Source organism: Bradyrhizobium sp. 164 (assembly GCF_023073715.1).
Taxonomy (GTDB): domain Bacteria; phylum Pseudomonadota; class Alphaproteobacteria; order Rhizobiales; family Xanthobacteraceae; genus Bradyrhizobium.
Genome location: NZ_JADPKA010000095.1, coordinates 200,169 through 217,608 on the forward strand (window position 1 = coordinate 200,169; position 17,440 = coordinate 217,608).

Here is a 17,440-nt window from a genome sequence, read left to right on the forward strand (position 1 = left end):
GAACCCGTCGGTCGGCCTCAGTTGGTTCGCAGTGACGCTAAGGTCGGCCGCAGCGGTGCCGTCGCGGACCCCGCCGGGGTCAGGTCAGCTCGTCGCCTCGCGCGAGCATGTCGTTCAGTATCGCCTCGGCCTTCTGCTGGAGCGGCCGCGCGCCGCTCTCGGAGGCGATCGCGATGCTGGCGCGCAGCGCGGCGAGGATGGCCGCCTTGCCTTCGGCGCTGGACGCCGGCGTCACCACGGCTTCGCCAAGCAGGGCCTCGGCCTCGAGGCCCGAAAACCCCTGCTGGCGCGCCGTGTTGCGCGCCTCGCGCAGCATGTTCTGCGCAGTCCCGGCGTCGCCGAGGCGCCAGGTCGCCAGCGCCAGGTAGATCGAGCTGCGCAGCACCGCCGAAGTATAGCCGACCGCCTTCGCCTCCTCGCGCGCCTCGGTCAACATGCCCCGCGCCCGGTCGAACAGGCCCTGGTCCAGATAGGCCATGCCGAGATGGCAGGCGAGCACCGGCACGAACAGCCGGATGCCGTGCTTCTGCGCGAGGACAAAGCCGTCCTCGAGGATGGAAGCGGCGGCTGCCGGATCATTCTGCCCCAGCTTCAGCCAGCCGCCGCTATAGGCGGCCGCGACGCGGTCGTAGGGCCGACCGGTCTCCCCCGCTATCGCAGCGGCCTCGCGCTGGAGCTGCTCGGCGGCATCGAGCTCGCCCATCACGGTGTGGGTGATGCTGTTCATCATGCAGCAAAGGAGGAGCAAAGATCGTGGGGTCGTGCCGATCGGAGCACTCGCTGTTGGACCCGCGAGATGGACGCGGGCCGTGGCCAGCATCTTCTCGGCCTGATGGTAGCGGCCGGAAAGAAAATAGGCCTGCCCAAGACCATATTGGGCGAGATTGCGCCAGCCGGGATTGCCCGAGCTCTCCGCCAGATCCACCACGTCTTCCCCGATCGCGACAGCTTCGACCGGCGCTCCATAGAAGTTCTGTGCGCCCGCCCTCATGGTCATGGCCGCGACCTTGCGCTCAATATCGTTGATTGCATCGGCTCGCCGTTCGGCCTCCCTTCCCAGATCCAGGGCTTCCGCGACGCGCCCAGATCCGGCAAAGGCCAGACGTGCTTCCATTCGGATGTCAATGGCGTTCACCTCGCGCGCGTGCGTCACTGGTGTCTTGTCGAGAGATCCCATCGCAATCTCGAAATAGTCGACCGCGCCGGCATAGGCCGAGCGAACCAAACATTTTCGAGCAGCGCTCCTGCCGTGGTCGAACGCCTTCTGCCAGTCCTTTGCTCGCGTCGCGTGATAGCAGAGCGTATCCGGATCGTCGGCCCATGCCTCGTCGCCTTCGAGGGCGGCAAGTATGCTGGCATGGATGCTTTCGCGCACCTTCTCGACCATGGAATCGTAGGTCACCTGCCTGACCATCTCGTGCCGAAATTCGAGCGAGTCCTCCAACTCACTGTCGATCTTGACCAGCAGTTCGGCCCGGTCGAGTGCGGCGAGGCAATCCTGCAGAACCTTTTCCGGCAGGGCCGCTACTTTCCGCAACATGGCTTGGTTGGCCCGGCGTCCGAGCGCCGCGGCGATCTGAAGAAGTGACCTTTCCTGCCGCGACACGCGATCGAGCCGTGCCGCGATCACACCTTGAATGCTGCTGGGGATGCCGAGCTCGTCCACAGGACGCGCAACGGAAAGATCACCCCACTGGCCAAGAAGCAGGCCGCTGTCCTTCAGACTTCGGCAGACCTCCTCGATGAACAGCGGAACGTTGGCCGTGTGAGAGATGATCCGATTCTTCAGGTCCGTATTCGAGGTAGCGGGGCCAAGCATCTCCGCGAGCATGGCCAGACCCGAATCGTCGTCGAGAGGCCGCATCGCCACGATCTCCGCCTGACAATTTGCGATCCACACCGGCATTCCGTTGGGCCGCGTCGTCAGCAGCACAAGCAAATCGGGGCTTTGCAGCCCGGAGAGGGTGGCCACAATCGCGTCGCTGGCCCGATCGATCCAATGCAGGTCTTCGATCAGAAGGACAGTGCGTTGGCGACGGGCGACGCTCGCGACGATCGCGCAGCTCGCGTCTGAAATCGCGCGGCCGCGGGCGTGAGGCTCCAATTCGTCCCATTGCGGATCGGAAATCGGCAAGTCCAGGACGGCGTCGATGGCGCGCTGCTGCACCACCGGCAACGCGTCTCTGGGATCGTCCGTCCTGGTCTGATCCCTCGCAGCTGCATCAAAGACCGAGAGCAACAGGCGCTTGAGGGCGCTGTACGGAGCGCCCTGGAGATTCGGGCTGCACTCGGCATCGATCAGCCGCCAGCCGCTGGCTCGAAGGTCCTGGGCGAACTCATGTGCGAGCCGCGACTTACCAATGCCGGCATCCCCCATCAGCAGAACCGTTTGCCGGCCGGCCGCAATCCTTTCCGTCGCGCGCCATAGCAATGCCCGCTCCGTCGTGCGATCGACGAAACGGGAAACGCTGCGCGCACGTCGGACCCGCCAGCTCGACAGATCGCTTGCGCCCATGATCCGGTACACGGGCATGGGCTCGCCAAAACCACGGAGCGCTTTTCGGCCGAGGAATTCAAAGCGCACATGTCCGTCCGCGAGCTCCTGGCAGGCTTGCGAGACATAGATCTGGTTCGCCTCGGCCGCTGCTTCCAGCCGGGCTGCCAGATGCTGGGCGGCTCCGCCGATCTCATAGACTTTGGAAAATTCGCTGGCGACCATGTAGGCCACCACATGGCCTGAGTGGAGGCCAACCCGGACCTGAAGCCCGGGATCTCCCAGGCTGCCGACACGCCGGACAAGTTCGATGGCTGCGTGGCAGGCCAGCGGGGCATGGTTGTCGTCGGCGATCGGAGCGCCGAATACCGCGGCCAACCCATCGCCCAACTCTTTACTGACGATGCCGCCAAACTGGCGCACCGCGCCTCTCATCGCCGCAAGAGCCGGTTCGAGACGCGACACCGCCGCCTCCGGCTCGAGCTCCGCAACAAGTCCCGTGGAATCGACGACGTCAGCGCGCAGAATGGTCACAAAGCGTCGCTCGCTGTCGGGATCAACGCGCTCGCGCACCGCCGCTCCGCATTTGGAGCACCAGCTATCGCCGGGATCAATCGTCGACTGACACGCGAAGCAATGCATTTCAGCGCCTTCAACGAACTGCCTCGGCAGTCCCGCTCCAACGCCTGCGAGGCGTTTGGCGTACATTACCCATAGAGGAATGCATGGCAATCGGGCTTGCGGGATACGCGATGTTACCGGATCGCGGCTCTCTGGACGAAGTACAGTCGTGGGTGGTAGCGTGCCTGCACACAACGAATGTGTGATCGGCGGCAGCGTGACGCGTATTTCGGCCGCCAGCACCAAGTTTTGACAACAGACATATCGGGGAAAGAGGCGATGGCCGGACTGGTATATAGCGGCAAGGCATTTCGAGACTTGATGAACAGAAATTACTATCCCCTGGCGAACATGAAAAAGAGCGTCGCGAAGCTCAAGGAATCGGACGACATCGATCTGCCGACGCTGGAATATGGCCAGTATCACCTGATCCTGAACCCGCCATCCAAGTGGCCGCAGGGAAGCGCCAAGTACTGGCACAAGGAGAAGGGCCGGGCCCGCGTCGACCTCAGCACCCAGCCGAACACGGCTCCGCTGTCCAAGGACGAGCCCGGTGTCATCCCTCTGACGCGATGCGATCTGCTCGATGCCTGCGTCCGGAAGTGCTTCAATTCCGAACCGCCGATCCCGATGAAGACGAACATCATCACGCACAAGGCGAGCGATGCCTATGCGCACCGCCACGAGATCCGGCTGGAGTGGGAGTACAGGAACGGCGAGGACAAGGCGCCGACGCTGCTCTATCTGACGATGGTCTGTCCGCATCGATCGTGATCTTCAGAAGCATTCTTCTTGGTTCAAGAACCCATTGCCGCCCGCGACAGGCGCGCGGGCGTCTTGTTGCGACTGATGCCACCCGCCAAGGCGTGCCGTCCGTCGCTCTACCCCTTCGAGCGCACCCCATGACAACCTCGTTGTCAGCATCGTGTAGCCGAGAGCTGAGGCCACGGCCGCAACGCGTCGCGCCTGTCCTAGCCGCCGTCATGGGCCTGTCGCACGAAGATGCTCGGTTACGCCTCACTGTTCGCGCGAATCGCTTCCTCAGAAGTCGTCGTGCGCCGTGACAGGAGCGGCCGATGCCCGTTGGACTGTTGGAGGTTGAAGGTACGATTGATGTCGGCCAGTTCTGGCCGGAGGGGCGGTCGGACGCCGACACCACCAAGGTCGTGGTGGCCATCGCGCCGGACGCGATCCGCTTCCGCAAGAACGACTCGTCGCCATTCCAGCCGACCCACGCCTTCGAGGGCGCCAAGGTCAAGGGCCGGACCGCAACGGCACCGATCAAGAACGGCAAGCTCACCGTCCGCCTCCAGGGCATCGACGCACCGGAGCTGCACTACCAGCCCTCGCCACTCTCGACGGCCGAGAAGAAGGGTCTGACGCAGGCCAAGCGGCAGGCCTATCACGAGGTCACGCATTCCTACCGACAATTCCTCGGCGCCACCGCGAGCAAGGTGCTGCACGATTTCCTCAGCCGTCCCGGCGAAGTCACCCTTCCCTGCCGCGTGTTCACCCATGTCGATGCGCCGAACGAGGTGTTCGACACCTATGGGCGGCTGGTCGGCGACATCGAGGTGACGGTTGGTGGCGAGACAATCGACATCAATCACTGGCTGGTCGAGCAGGGCTTTGCCTATCCGACGTTCTACTCCTCGATGAACGAGGATGAGATCAAGGCCTTCCTCGCGCTCGCCAAGACGGCGCGCGCAAAGAAGCTGCCGGTCTGGAAACATCTCGCCAAGACGATTGGCCCCTTCGACTTCGGCCTGCGCGAGCCCAGGGCCGGCGAGACCGCCGTGCTCGCGACCGACAAGGGCCCGGTGATCCTGCCAAAGCTCTACCGCCGCTACACCAACTGGTCGGCGCGCAAGAAGGCCAAGATCACGAGCCAGACCTTCCAGAAGTTTTTGGGCGAAGGCTCCGGCGGCAAGCCCGACACCTGTTACGAAATCGATGACTTCCTGGCGAACGGCGTGCACTCGGCGACGCCGCGCAATTTTGCGGAGTTCGTCGAGGGCGGGAAGACGATCAAGTTTCAGCCAGAGGGGCTGGTGTTTGGGGAGGCACCGTCGACGCTGGTGGGCGCGGATGGGAAGGTGGTTAGGGAGTTTTGAGGCGCAGGATTTAGCAAACAAACATTTACCAAACAAAAATGGCCCGCTTCATGCGGGCCATTTTCATATCAGATCCGGTCAATCCGAATTTGGTTGCGGGGATAGGATTTGAACCTATGACCTTCAGGTTATGAGCCTGACGAGCTACCGGGCTGCTCCACCCCGCGTTAAACACTTGCTTTGCCTTCGCCAAAGGCCGGGGACGGTCAGTTAGGGCCGGCGCTGTTCGCGTGGCTTGCTTCGTCCGTCCCAAAGGCTTCCTTGGAAGGCGACCCGGGGCAAAGCCCGTCGGGTGCGGGGCGTATGTAACAAGGCGGGCTGCCTTTGGAAAGGGCTGCGGGAACGTTTTTTTCGACTTTGTGACAGGCGGATGGACCGGTTTTGGGGCCGTTTCGGCATGCACTTGCCAGGAGTTCCGCAAAGAGCCAGCTTGGCCGTAACAAAATCAGGGCGCAACGTCATTTAGGGGATGCTGCCATGGACCGTGCCTTGGACAATCCCTGACAAACACCCCGCTGCAGGCGCTGGAGGATGCCTTTCGGTGCCATGGTCGCGCGGTCGCGGCCGAGCCGGCTCGCGGCGGCCGCGGGACGCAATCGGACGCCTTTGTCCGGGACGAGACCGGAGTAAAGCTCTCGCGCGCCAATAGCGCAGCGTAGCTCAATTCAATAAGAACCCGCCGTCCACCGTCACCACACTGCCCGTCATGTAGCGCGAGGCGTTCGACGCCAGCAACAGGATCGCGCCGTCGAGATCGGACTCGGCGCCGACGCGGCGCTGCGGGATGCGCTTGGCCAGGCGCTCGCCTGCGGGCGTCGACCAGAAGGCGTGGTTCATCTCGGTATCGATATAGCCGGGCGCGAGCGCGTTGATCCGGATGTTCTGGCCCGCGAGCTCCAGCGCCATCGCCTTGGTCGCCTGGAGGATGCCGGCCTTAGAGATCGCGTAAGGAGAGACCGCCTTCAGCACGCCGGTGCCGAGCACGGAGGCGATGTTGACGATGTTGCCCGGCTGCTTGCGCGCGATCATGCGCCGCGCCACTTCCGTCGCGAGGAAATAGGCGCCCTTCAGGTTGGCACCGATCACGGCATCCCAGTCAGCCTCGGTCTGCTCGGTCGCGAGCTTCTCGATGGCAATGCCGGCATTGTTGATCAGCACGGTGACCGGCCCGAGCGCAGCTTCCGCCGCATCGACCGCCCTGGCGATCGACGCGGTGTCGGTGACGTCGAGCGCGACGGCAGCGGCGCGGCCGCCATTGCCGCGGATCTCTTCTTCCAGGCTCTTCAGCTTGTCGGTCTGCCGCGCCGCGAGCGCGACGGATGCACCATGGGCCGCCAGCACTCGGGCAAATTGCCGTCCCAGCCCCTGGCTCGCGCCGGTCACGAGGATGGTTTCTTCACTGACGTCGAATAGGTCTGCCATGACGATTTCCTTGGGCGTAATCCCTGAGCTTTTGAAGCCATCAATACAGACGATTTTAGCGATCTGAAACCGGAATGATCGGCTCGGCGTTCATTCGTTCCAGCGCAGCAACGTTTCCTGAGGTGAGCTCGCAGGCATGAACAGTTTCGATCTCGCGGTCTATTCGGCACTCGCCATCGCGGTCGGCCTCGGTTTCAGGACCGGGCTGCTGCGCAGCGCTGTGACCATCCTCGCCTATCTGCTCGCCGCGCCGATGGCGGTGGCGCTGATGCCGCTGATCGCGCCGCAGATCGCAGCCAACGCGAATTCACCGCTGCTCCAGAACTGGATCTGGTTCTTCGCCATCTTTGTGGTGATCGGCATGCTGCTCGGGCATATCGGCCGCACCGCCCTGAACGACACCATCGGCGAGGCCGGCATCGGCGACCGGCTCGGCGGCGCCGCGCTCGGCACCATCAGGGTCGGCCTCGTCGCCACCACGCTGGTAGCGGTGTTCGACCAGATCGTGCCGGCCAACCGCCAGCCGCCTTTTCTCGCCGGCTCGCATCTGCGCCCGCTGTTCTCGACGGTAGGACAGATGGGATTCAAGTCGCTGCCGCCGGAGGCGGCTGCCGCGATCGACCGCCTCAAGCAGGAGCGGCGCATCTGAGGCGCGATCAGATCGCGCTTTGTTGTTTGGGCATGATCTCTTTAGAAAACCGCGATACATTCTTCCGGACCATGCCTCCGCATTTGCATCGCCGCAGCGCGCGCCATGCATTTTGAAGCGGGCCCGTCCCTTATCAGCAGCGTCGAGGTTGGATAGAGTAGCCGCCGTCCAAAACCTACCTGACATTACGGGAGTGAAACAGTGGATCTTGGGATCAAAGGTCGCCGCGCCATCGTCTGCGCATCCAGCAAGGGCCTCGGGCGCGCCTGCGCCATCTCGCTGGCCGAGGCCGGGGTTCATGTCACCCTGACCGCGCGCGGCGCCGAGGCCTTGAAGAAGACGGCCGACGACATCCGCAAAGCCTATTCCGGCGTGACCGTCACCGAGATCGTCGGCGACATCACGACGCCGGCAGGCCGCGAGGCCGTGCTGAAGGCCTGCCCCGAGCCTGATATCCTGATCAACAATGCCGGCGGCCCGCCGCCCGGCGATTTCCGCAACTGGACCCGCGACGATTGGATCAAGGCAATCGACGCCAACATGCTCACCCCGATCGAGCTGATCAAGGCGACGGTGGACGGCATGATGGCGCGCAAGTTCGGCCGCATCGTCAACATCACCTCGGCCGCCGTCAAGGCGCCGATCGACATCCTCGGCCTTTCCAACGGCGCGCGCGCCGGCCTCACCGGCTTCATCGCCGGCCTGTCGCGCAAGACCGTGATCAACAACGTCACCATCAATGGCCTGTTGCCTGGCCCGTTCGAGACTGACCGCCTGACCGGCACCGCCAAGGCCGAGGCCGACAAGCGCGGCGTCACGCCGGAGCAGATCCTCGCCGAGCGCGCCAAGCAGAACCCCGCCGGCCGCTTCGGCCAGCCCGACGAGTTCGGTTATGCCTGCGCCTTCCTTTGCGGCGCCAAGGCCGGCTTCATCACCGGGCAGAACATTTTGCTGGATGGCGGCGCGTTCCCGGGGACCCTGTAGTCGCGCATCTCGCTCTCCCCGTTCTTACGGGGAGAGCATTCTCCGTCTCACCGCTGCTTGGTCGGTTCGTCCTCGTCCTGCTGACTTGGAGCGGAGGAATCAGCGGTGGTGCGCTCATCGGTCCAGTCGATGCCGAATGCGTCGAGACCGTCGGCGAGCAGATCGCCCAGCATGGGCTCGCCGAGCAGATAGTGCACCGTTTCGCGGCGCGGACTGCGATATTCATTCCGCGCCTCCACTGCGCGGGTGCGCAAATCGTCCCAATCATCGATCGTGCCGTCGCCGCGGCCGAGCCACGTCAGCGCGACGAGATCGAGCTGCTCGTCCTCGTTCAGGGCAATCATGAAGCTCCCGAGCTCTTGGACGACAGGATCGGAGCCGTCGTCCTCGAGAACGTCGAGCGCATCGTCATCGCTCGGGTTCGAGCCGGAATCCGGATCGGAATCGCCCTCCTTGACGTCCAATTCGCGCGCCTTCTCGATGATAAAAGCGACTTTTTCAGCGGATATTGCAAGCTCTGGCATGGCTCCTCCTCCGGTTCCCGCGATAACGCCGCATCGCGTCAGATGATCCATTGCGCTCCATGGCGGAAGGCCGCATGTTTCGGCACCAAAACAAGAACATGGGAAGGCGCCGATGCAGTGGAAGGTGGGCAGGGTCAAAATCACGAAGGTGGTGGAATTGGAGACGGTCGGCTCGACCCGCTTCATCCTGCCGCTCGCAGGGAACGCAGAGATCCAGAAGTTGCCCTGGTTGATCCCGCATTTCGCCACCGAAGAAGGCCGGCTGAAGATGTCGATCCATTCGCTGGTGGTGGAGACGCCGACGCGCCGGATCGTGGTCGACACCGGGCTCGGCAACGACAAGCAGGGCCGCAACGTCCCAACCTGGAATCATCGCAGCACACCATTTCTGGAGACGATGACGGCGGCAGGCTTCGCGCCTGACAGCATCGACACGGTGCTGTGCACGCATCTTCACGTCGATCATGTCGGCTGGAATACGAAGCTGGTCGACGGCAAATGGCTGCCCACCTTTGCGAATGCGCGCTACGTGTTCGGCAAGACCGAATACGAGCACTGGCGCGACCACTCCGCCGAACCGGACAAGGCAGCGGTGTTCAATGATTCCGTGCAGCCGATCGTCGATGCCGGCAGGGCCGATCTGATCGCGAGCGACCGCCAGCTCTACGACGAGATCAGCATGATCCCGACGCCAGGCCACAGCCCCGGCCATATGAGCATCCTGATCCAGTCCGACGGCGAGCAGGGCCTGCTCACCGGCGACGTCGCCCACCACCCCTGCCAGATGGCGCATCTCGACTGGTCCTCGACCGCGGATTCCAACCAGGCGCAATCGGCCGAAACGCGGCGCGACTTGTTCGGCCGCTTTGCCGACACGCCGACGCTGGTGATCGGCGGGCATTTCTCGGCCGGGCATATCAAGCGGGATGGCGACGCGTTCAGGTTTGTGGCGCTGGGGTGACGGTACTCCTCATGGTGAGGAGCGCGTCTTCGCGCGTCTCGAACCATGAAGGCCCCGCCCGCGGCCATCCTTCGAGATGCCCGCCTTCGGCGGGCCCTCAGGATGAGGGGGTGTAATGCGGAAACGCCCGGCAGTGAGCGGTTGAATTTCCCGCCGCCCTGTTCCATGAAGCTGTTCAACCGATCGGTCTATTCCCAGGGAGAAACGAGAATGAAGCTTGTTCGTTATGGCGAGAAGGGTGCGGAAAAGCCCGGCCTGATCGACAAATCCGGCCAGTTGCGCGACCTGTCGGCGCATGTGAAGGACCTGACCGGTGAGGCCTATTCGCCGGAATCTCTGAAAAAGCTGGCGAGCCTCGACCCCGCCTCGCTGCCCGCGGTGTCCGGCAAGCCCCGCTTCGGCGCACCGGTCACCGGCATCTCGAAATTCGTCGCCATCGGCCTCAATTACAGCGACCACGCCAAGGAGACGGGCGCTGCGATCCCGACCGAGCCGATCATCTTCATGAAGGCCAACACCTCGCTCTCCGGCCCGAACGATCCGGTCGAGAAGCCGCGCGGCTCGACCAAGCTCGACTGGGAAGTCGAGATCGCCGCGATCATCGGCACCCGCGCCAAATATGTCTCGGAAGCCGATGCGCTGAACTACGTCGCCGGCTATTGCGTCTGCAACGACGTCTCCGAACGCAACTTCCAGACCGAGCGCCTGGGCCAATGGACCAAGGGCAAGTCGCACGACACGTTCGGCCCGCTCGGCCCATGGCTCGCCACCAAGGACGAGATCAAGGACGTGCAGGACCTCTCGATGTGGCTCGACGTCAACGGCCAGCGCCGCCAGACCGGCTCGACCAAGACCATGATCTTCTCCATGGCCAAGTGCGTCTCCTATGTGTCGCAGTTCATGACGCTGTTGCCCGGCGACATCATCACCACGGGCACCCCGCCCGGCGTCGGCCTCGGCATGAAGCCGCCGACCTTCCTCAATGTCGGCGACGTCGTCACGCTCGGCATCGAAGGTCTCGGCGAGCAGCGCCAGGAGATCATCGCGGCGTAGGCTCTCCGCCCTCATCCTTAGGAACGCGCAATGCGCGTCTCGAAGGATGCGCCAATAACACGGTCACTCGACGCATTGGCCGGGTGACGAGAGAACGCCTCCCATTCCGTCCTTCGAGACGCGCGCCGAAGAGGCGCACTCCTCAGGATGAGGCGTGTGTGTTTGGATAGAGGTTATTCAGATGAAACTCACCTTCTCCCCCGCCTCGCCCTTCGCCCGCAAGGTGCGCATCGCTGCGGTCGAACTCGGGCTGATCGACAAGATCGAGCTCGTGCCCGCAACCGTCGCGCCGGGCACCGCCAACGAGGATTATTCGCGCATCACGCCGCTGAAGAAGCTGCCGGTGCTGATCACCAATGACGGCGACGTGATTTTGGACTCCTACGTCATCGTCGAATATCTCAACGAGATCGCCGGCGGCAGCCTGATCCCGGACTACGGGCCGCGGCGCTGGAAGACCAAGACCAACCACTCGCTGCTCAACGGCATGTTCGATTCCATGCTGCTGTGCCGCTACGAGAAGATGGTGCGGCCGCAGGGCCTGCAATGGCAGGCATGGTCGGACGACCACTGGAACAGGGCCTGGACGGGCATGGCACGCTTCGAGAATATGCCAGAGGTGCTGAACGGCCCGTTCGACATCTCGCAGATCGGCCTCGTTTGCGTGCTCGGCTATGCCGACTTCCGCTTCGCCGATTGCGGCTGGCGCCAAGCCTATCCCAAGCTCGACGCCTTCCATCAGAGAATGCTGGAGCGGCCTTCCGTGAAAATCTCGGTGCCGCCTCCGGCATAATTCGCAGGAGCTCTCATGAGCCTCAAATACTCCGTCGGCGATCTCACCATCCATCGCGTCATCGAGCAGGAAGTCCCGTTCTTCCCGGCGCTGGAGTTCATTCCCGGGCTGACGGCGGAGGTGCTGGCCGAGAACCGCGCATGGATGCGGCAGGCCAAGGCACTGGACGAGCAGGACACGCTGATCCTGTGCTTCCAGTCCTACGTGGTGAAGACGCCGCATCACACCATCCTGATCGACAGTTGCATCGGCAACGACAAGCCGCGGCCGCAGCGGCCGAAATGGCACATGAAGACCGACGACACGTATCTGCGCGGGCTCAATGCTGCCGGCGTGTCGGTGGACGACATCGACTTCGTGATGTGCACGCATCTGCATGCGGATCATGTCGGCTGGAACACCCGGCTCGAGAACGGCCGCTGGGTACCGACCTTCCCCAAGGCGCGCTACGTCTTCGCCAAGCGTGAGTTCGACTACTGGACCGAGCAGAATGCGAAGGCGGAGGTCCCGCCCTTTGCCGACAGCGTGCTGCCGGTGGTGGAGGCGGGGCGCCACGAACTCGTCGGCAGTGACCATCAGATCGGCGATCACATCCGCATCCTGCCGACGCCGGGCCACACGCCGGGCCATGTCGCCTTCACTGTCGGACGCGGCAAGGACGATGCGGTGTTCTCCGGCGATCTCATCCACTCGCCATTGCAGGCGCTCTATCCCGAGTTGTCGATGAAGTTCGACGTCGATCAGGCGACAGCGGCGAAAACGCGCCGCGGCTTCCTGGAGCGCTATTGCGACACCGACACGCTGTGCTGCACGGCGCATTTCCCCTCGCCGTCGGTGGGCAAGATCAAGCGCAAGGGCAGCGGCTTCGTCTGCGCGGCGGCCTAGCGGAACGACCTCTCTTCACATGCCCGGGCTTGTGCCTGGCATCTAGGTTCTTACAATCAACGGCAACGAAGAACGTAGATGGCCGGGACAAGCCGGGCCATCACGAGGAAGCGCCTATGGCCGATCTCCCCGACGTCCCGCTCCCCGCCGGCATCCGCGCACGCTATGTCGATGGCATCAACGGCTTGCGCATGCATGTGCTGGAAGCCGGGTTCGAAACCGGGGGCCGGCCGTGCATTCTCTTGCTGCACGGCTTTCCCGAGCTGGCCTTCTCCTGGCGCAAGGTGATGCCGGTGCTAGCTGCGGCGGGCTATCACGTGATCGCGCCGGACCAGCGCGGCTATGGGCGCACGATGGGATGGCGCGCCGAGTACGACGGCGATCTCGCGCCCTTCTCGCTCTTCAACCTGATACGTGATGCGCTCGCCCTGGTGGCGGCTTTCGGCTACCGACAGGTCGATGTGGTCGGGCACGATTTCGGCAGCGCGGTCGCGGCCTGGTGCGCCCTGAGCCGGCCCGACGTGTTTCGCTCGGTGACGATGATGAGCGCGCCGTTCGGTGGACCGCCGCCGCTGCCTTTCAACACAGTCGACACGCCGGCAAAGCCTGCGGCCGAAGACGCCGTGCATCGCGAACTCGCCGCGCTGCCGCGTCCGCGAAAACACTATCAATGGTACTATTCGACACGCGCGGCCAACGCCGACATGCACTGCGCGCCGCAGGGCGTGCACGATTTCCTGCGCGCCTACTATCATCACAAGAGCGCGGACTGGTCCGACAACAAGCCGTATCCGCTGGCATCATGGTCGGCGAATGAACTGGCGAAGCTGCCGACCTATTACGTGATGGACCTGAACGAGACGATGGCTGAGACGGTGGCCAAGGAGATGCCGTCGCCGAGCGCGATCGCCGCCAATCAATGGCTACCGGACCGCGAGCTCGCCTACTACAGCGCCGAATATGGCCGCACCGGATTCCAGGGCGGGCTGCAATGGTATCGCTGCGGCACCTCGGGCGCTTTCAATCGCGAACTGCAATTGTTCTCTGGCCGCGGCATCGACGTGCCCTCCTGTTTCATCTCGGGCAAGCAGGATTGGGGCACCTATCAACGCCCCGGCGCGTTCGAGGCGATGCAGGCGCGCGCGTGCACGAAGATGCTCGGCTGCCATCTCGTCGATGGCGCCGGCCATTGGGTGCAGCAGGAGCAGCCCGCCGAAGTCGGCCGGCTGTTGCTGGACTTCCTCGCCAAGGCCCGCTCCGGCTGATTTGACCGGGGAACCGCGGCGACCTATAGTTTAGAATAATTCTAAACTAATGGCAGGACCGTCGTGAAGAACTTTGCCGACCTGACCGAGCGCGAGGTGCTTGCGGTCGCGATTTCCTCCGAGGAGGAGGACAGCCGCATCTACATGACCTTCGCCGAGGACTTGCGCGAGCGCTACCCGGACACGGCCAAGATCTTCGAGGAGATGGCCGAGGAGGAACGCGGCCACCGGCATCGCCTGCTCCAGCTCTACGAGGAGCGTTTTGGTTCGCATCTGCCGCCGATCCGCCGCGAGGACGTGAAGGGCTTCCTGCGCCGCCGCCCGATATGGCTGACCAAGAACCTGCCGCTCGACACGATCCGGAAGGAAGTCGAGACCATGGAGCTCGAAGCCGAGCGCTTCTACGCGCGGGCTGCCGAGCAGGCGGAGGATGTCGGTGTGCGCCGCCTGCTCGGCGATCTCGCCGAGGAAGAGAGGCATCACGAGAATCGGGCCGTCGCGCTCACCGACGAGATCCTCAAGCCCGACGTGCGCGCCGAGGAGGACCGGACACGGCGGCGGATGTTTGTGCTGCAATATGTGCAGCCGGGCCTCGCGGGCCTGATGGACGGATCGGTCTCAACGCTGGCGCCGCTGTTTGCGGCCGCCTTCGCCACGCATCAGAACTGGCAGACATTTCTGGTCGGCCTTGCCGCGTCGATTGGCGCCGGCATCAGCATGGGCTTTGCGGAAGCTCTCTCCGACGACGGCTCGCTAACGGGGCGCGGCTCGCCCTGGCTGCGCGGCCTCACGTGCGGCGCGATGACGACGCTCGGCGGGCTCGGCCACACCGCGCCCTATCTCGTGCCCGACAGCTGGGCCAACGCATTCTGGGTCGCGACCGCCATCGCCTGCGTCGTCGTGTTCTTCGAATTGTGGGCGATCGCCTTCATCCGCTCGCGCTACATGGACACGCCGTTTCTCCAGGCCGTGTTCCAGATCGTGCTCGGCGGCGCCATCGTGCTGGCGGTGGGGATCGTGATCGGGGCGGCGTAGTAGCCTCACCCCCGGTGTCATCGCCCGCCTTGGCCGGCTGGAGAGAGCTTGGCGACGCCCGAGACGGCGCTACTACTCCCGCACTCTCTGCTGCAACCGCGCCATCGCGATGCCGTCCCGCGCGAGCTGATCGGCGCGCTCGTTCTCCGGATGCCCGGCATGGCCCTTGACCCAATGCCAGCGGACCTCGTGCTGCTTCAGCGCGGCATCGAGACGCTGCCATAGCTCGACATTCTTCACCGGTTTCTTGTCGGCGGTGCGCCAGCCGTTGCGCTTCCACCCGAAGATCCACCCCGTGATGCCCTGACGGACATATTGGCTGTCGGTGTAGAGATCGACCGTGCACGGCCTCTTCAGTGCTTCGAGCGCTGAGATCGCCGCCATCAACTCCATCTGGTTGTTGGTGGTGTGACGCTCGCCGCCGTTCAGCTCCTTCTCCTTGTCGCCGAACTTCAGGATTGCGCCCCAGCCGCCCGGACCGGGATTTCCCGAGCAGGCGCCGTCGGTATAGATCGTGACGTTAGGAAGCTCGCTCACGCCACCAGTCCTGACGGCATCAGCCCATAGTCGTGCACGCTCGTCACGCTCTGGTGGAAGCGCAGCTTGCGGACATATTCCAGCGGATCCTTTGGCCGCACCAGCGCGCCCGGCGGCACGTTGAGCCAGTCGACCAGCCGCGTCAGCAGGAAACGGATCGCAGCGCCGCGCGCGAGCAGCGGCAGCGCCGCCTCTTCGGCTTCGGAGAGCTTTCGCACCCGGCCATAGGCATTGAGGAAGGCGCGCGCCTTGGTGACGTTGAAGGAATGATCCGGCTCGAAACACCAGGCGTTGAGGCAGATCGCGACGTCATAGGCCAGCATGTCGTTGCAGGCGAAGGTGAAGTCGATCATCCCCGAGAGCCGGTCGCCGAGAAAGAAGACGTTATCGTTGAAGAGGTCGGCATGGATCACGCCCTCCGGTAGATTGGTGGGCCAGACCCCGCTCGAGAGATGATCGAGCTCCGCGGCGAGAAAGACGCGCAGCCCCGGCTGCACCTCGTCGGCGCGGCTTGCGGCCGCATCGAACAGCGGCCGCCAGCCCGCGACCGAGAGCGCATTGGCGCGCTTGATCGCAAAGTTGGCGCCAGCCAGGTGCATTTTCGCCAGCGCCTCGCCGACGCCGGCGCAATGGGCCACATTCGGCTTGCGCGGCCACATGCCCTCGAGAAAGGTGATGATCGCGGCCGGCCGGCCCGCCAGCTCGCGCAGCGCCTCGCCGTCCCTCGCCTTCACCGGCAACGGGCAGTTGATGCCATGCTCGGCGAGATGCGTCATCAGCGCGAGGAAGAACGGCAGGTCGTTCTTCGCCACGCGCTTCTCATAGAGCGTGAGGATGAACGAGGCCTGCTTGTTTCCCTGGCTCGTGTGCAGCAGGAAGTTGGAGTTTTCGACGCCCTCGGCGATGCCCTTGTAGGAGAGCAGTTCGCCGAGATCGTATTGCTTCAGGAAATCCGCAAGCTCATCGGCGGCAACGTCGGTGTAGACCGCCATGCAGATTTACTCTGCGGCGGCTGCGGGGCGCACCGAGCGCGGCAGCGGGAAGAACTCGTTCTCTTCCGCGGCCGAGACCGTCTCCACATGCAGCGTGTAGCGCTCTGCGAACGCGTCCATGATCTCCTCGACGATCACTTCCGGCGCGGATGCTCCCGCGGTTATGCCGAGGCTGGCGATGTTGTCGAACTTGCCCCAGTCGATGTCGGCGGCGCGCTGCGCCAGCACCGCGATCTTGCAGCCCTCGCGCTCGGCGACCTCGCGCAGGCGCTGCGAGTTCGACGAGTTCGGCGCGCCGACCACGATCAGGGCGTCCACCACCGGCGCCACCTTCTTCACCGCGAGCTGGCGGTTGGTGGTGGCGTAGCAGATGTCTTCCTTGTGCGGCCCGTTGATGTTCGGGAAGCGCTCCTTGAGCAGCGCCACGATCTCCGCGGTGTCGTCGATCGACAGCGTGGTCTGGGTCACGAAGGCGAGGTTGTTGGGGTCCTTCGGAGTGATGGTCTTGGCGTCCTCGGCGGTCTCGATCAGGGTCACGGCGCCGACCGGAAGCTGGCCGAGGGTGCCGACCACTTCAGGATGATGGGAGTGGCCGATCAGGAAGATCTCGCGGCCGCGCTTGAAGTGGATCGCGGCCTCGCGGTGCACCTTGGTCACCAGCGGGCAGGTCGCATCCAGCGAGAACAAATTGCGGGACTGGGCATCGGCCGGAACCGACTTCGGCACGCCATGGGCCGAGAACACCACTGGCGCGGTGGTATTCTCAGGGATTTCCGCGAGCTCCTCGACGAAGATCGCGCCCTTCTTCTTCAACCCGTCGACGACGTACTTGTTGTGCACAATCTCATGGCGAACATAGACGGGAGCGCCGTATTTATCGAGCGCCCGTTCCACGGTGTCGATCGCCCGGACCACCCCGGCGCAGAAGCCACGGGGAGAACAAAGCACGATCTTGAGGTCTGGTTTGGCTGACATTGAGCGATCTCGGGACCGAATCACCCGTTTCGCCTTCTGGCGGGGGCGGTCGATGGATGGATTGGGCTTAAAACAGTCTGCCTGGACTTTACAGGGACTTCAAAGGGAATTGGGCCCCCTTTCGGGCGCTGTCAAG

The 17,440-nt window shown here is 64.0% G+C and carries 16 protein-coding genes and 1 tRNA gene; 10 read left to right on the forward strand and 7 right to left on the reverse strand.

From position 1 onward, the window contains the following. Positions 1-79 precede the first annotated feature (79 nt). Positions 80-3,136, reverse strand: a complete 3,057-nt coding sequence (locus tag IVB01_RS29440) for an AAA family ATPase (RefSeq protein WP_247277939.1) — start codon at positions 3,134-3,136, stop codon at positions 80-82. A gap of 258 nt (positions 3,137-3,394) precedes the next feature. Here IVB01_RS29440 and IVB01_RS29445 point away from each other — a divergent pair, with 258 nt between their 5' ends. Continuing rightward, entirely contained in the window at positions 3,395-3,889 is a 495-nt protein-coding gene (locus tag IVB01_RS29445; RefSeq protein ID WP_247277917.1) for a hypothetical protein, read from the forward strand. Positions 3,890-4,191: 302 nt separating this feature from the next. Then, positions 4,192-5,229: a thermonuclease family protein gene (locus IVB01_RS29450; protein WP_247277918.1), complete on the forward strand. Its 1,038-nt coding sequence runs from the start codon at positions 4,192-4,194 to the stop codon at positions 5,227-5,229. Positions 5,230-5,319: 90 nt separating this feature from the next. Here the strand turns inward: IVB01_RS29450 and IVB01_RS29455 are convergent. Together IVB01_RS29455 and IVB01_RS29460 are read right to left on the reverse strand one after the other, a co-directional pair. Further along, positions 5,320-5,396 (reverse strand) — tRNA-Met (locus tag IVB01_RS29455). A 493-nt stretch (positions 5,397-5,889) separates the two neighbouring features. Beyond that, complete coding sequence (locus tag IVB01_RS29460) at positions 5,890-6,651, reverse strand: SDR family oxidoreductase (protein ID WP_247277919.1); 762 nt, start codon at positions 6,649-6,651, stop codon at positions 5,890-5,892. A gap of 136 nt (positions 6,652-6,787) precedes the next feature. On the opposite strand from IVB01_RS29460, the gene IVB01_RS29465 reads away from it, so the two are divergent. Further along, a complete protein-coding gene (locus tag IVB01_RS29465; RefSeq protein WP_247277920.1) occupies positions 6,788-7,300 on the forward strand; it encodes a CvpA family protein in 513 nt (170 codons plus the stop codon). Positions 7,301-7,501: 201 nt separating this feature from the next. Next, positions 7,502-8,284 carry an SDR family oxidoreductase gene (locus IVB01_RS29470; protein ID WP_247277921.1) on the forward strand — a complete coding sequence of 261 codons (783 nt, stop codon included), beginning with the start codon at positions 7,502-7,504 and terminating at the stop codon, positions 8,282-8,284. A 47-nt stretch (positions 8,285-8,331) separates the two neighbouring features. Here the strand turns inward: IVB01_RS29470 and IVB01_RS29475 are convergent, their stop codons facing one another. Beyond that, positions 8,332-8,808, reverse strand: a complete 477-nt coding sequence (locus IVB01_RS29475; RefSeq protein WP_247277922.1) for a DUF3775 domain-containing protein — start codon at positions 8,806-8,808, stop codon at positions 8,332-8,334. Positions 8,809-8,920: 112 nt separating this feature from the next. Between IVB01_RS29475 and IVB01_RS29480 the strand changes: the two genes are divergently transcribed. The 6 genes from IVB01_RS29480 to mbfA all read left to right on the forward strand — a co-directional run bounded on the left by IVB01_RS29480 (position 8,921) and on the right by mbfA (position 14,800). Beyond that, entirely contained in the window at positions 8,921-9,769 is an 849-nt protein-coding gene (locus tag IVB01_RS29480; protein ID WP_247277923.1) for an MBL fold metallo-hydrolase, read from the forward strand. A gap of 210 nt (positions 9,770-9,979) precedes the next feature. Then, complete coding sequence (locus IVB01_RS29485; RefSeq protein WP_247277924.1) at positions 9,980-10,822, forward strand: fumarylacetoacetate hydrolase family protein; 843 nt, start codon at positions 9,980-9,982, stop codon at positions 10,820-10,822. 181 nt (positions 10,823-11,003) lie between these two features. Beyond that, the gene (locus IVB01_RS29490) at positions 11,004-11,615 is read left to right on the forward strand and encodes a glutathione S-transferase family protein (RefSeq protein ID WP_247495088.1); all 612 of its coding nucleotides are present in this window, start codon (positions 11,004-11,006) and stop codon (positions 11,613-11,615) included. A gap of 15 nt (positions 11,616-11,630) precedes the next feature. Further along, positions 11,631-12,500, forward strand: a complete 870-nt coding sequence (locus IVB01_RS29495; protein ID WP_247277926.1) for an MBL fold metallo-hydrolase — start codon at positions 11,631-11,633, stop codon at positions 12,498-12,500. 116 nt (positions 12,501-12,616) lie between these two features. Further along, positions 12,617-13,765: an alpha/beta hydrolase gene (locus tag IVB01_RS29500; protein WP_276577638.1), complete on the forward strand. Its 1,149-nt coding sequence runs from the start codon at positions 12,617-12,619 to the stop codon at positions 13,763-13,765. 63 nt (positions 13,766-13,828) lie between these two features. Next, a complete protein-coding gene (mbfA, locus tag IVB01_RS29505; RefSeq protein ID WP_247277927.1) occupies positions 13,829-14,800 on the forward strand; it encodes an iron exporter MbfA in 972 nt (323 codons plus the stop codon). A gap of 72 nt (positions 14,801-14,872) precedes the next feature. Here mbfA and rnhA read toward each other — a convergent pair whose 3' ends face one another. The 3 genes from rnhA to ispH are packed head-to-tail and all read right to left on the reverse strand — an operon-like array spanning position 14,873 to position 17,304. After that, positions 14,873-15,337 (reverse strand): ribonuclease HI, encoded by a 465-nt coding sequence (rnhA, locus tag IVB01_RS29510; protein WP_247277928.1) that lies wholly within the window; start codon positions 15,335-15,337, stop codon positions 14,873-14,875. Further along, the gene (locus IVB01_RS29515; protein WP_247495089.1) at positions 15,334-16,329 is read right to left on the reverse strand and encodes a homoserine kinase; all 996 of its coding nucleotides are present in this window, start codon (positions 16,327-16,329) and stop codon (positions 15,334-15,336) included. Before IVB01_RS29515 ends, rnhA begins: the two co-directional genes overlap by 4 nt. A gap of 6 nt (positions 16,330-16,335) precedes the next feature. Further along, a complete protein-coding gene (gene ispH / locus IVB01_RS29520; protein WP_247495090.1) occupies positions 16,336-17,304 on the reverse strand; it encodes a 4-hydroxy-3-methylbut-2-enyl diphosphate reductase in 969 nt (322 codons plus the stop codon). Positions 17,305-17,440: the final 136 nt, after the last annotated feature.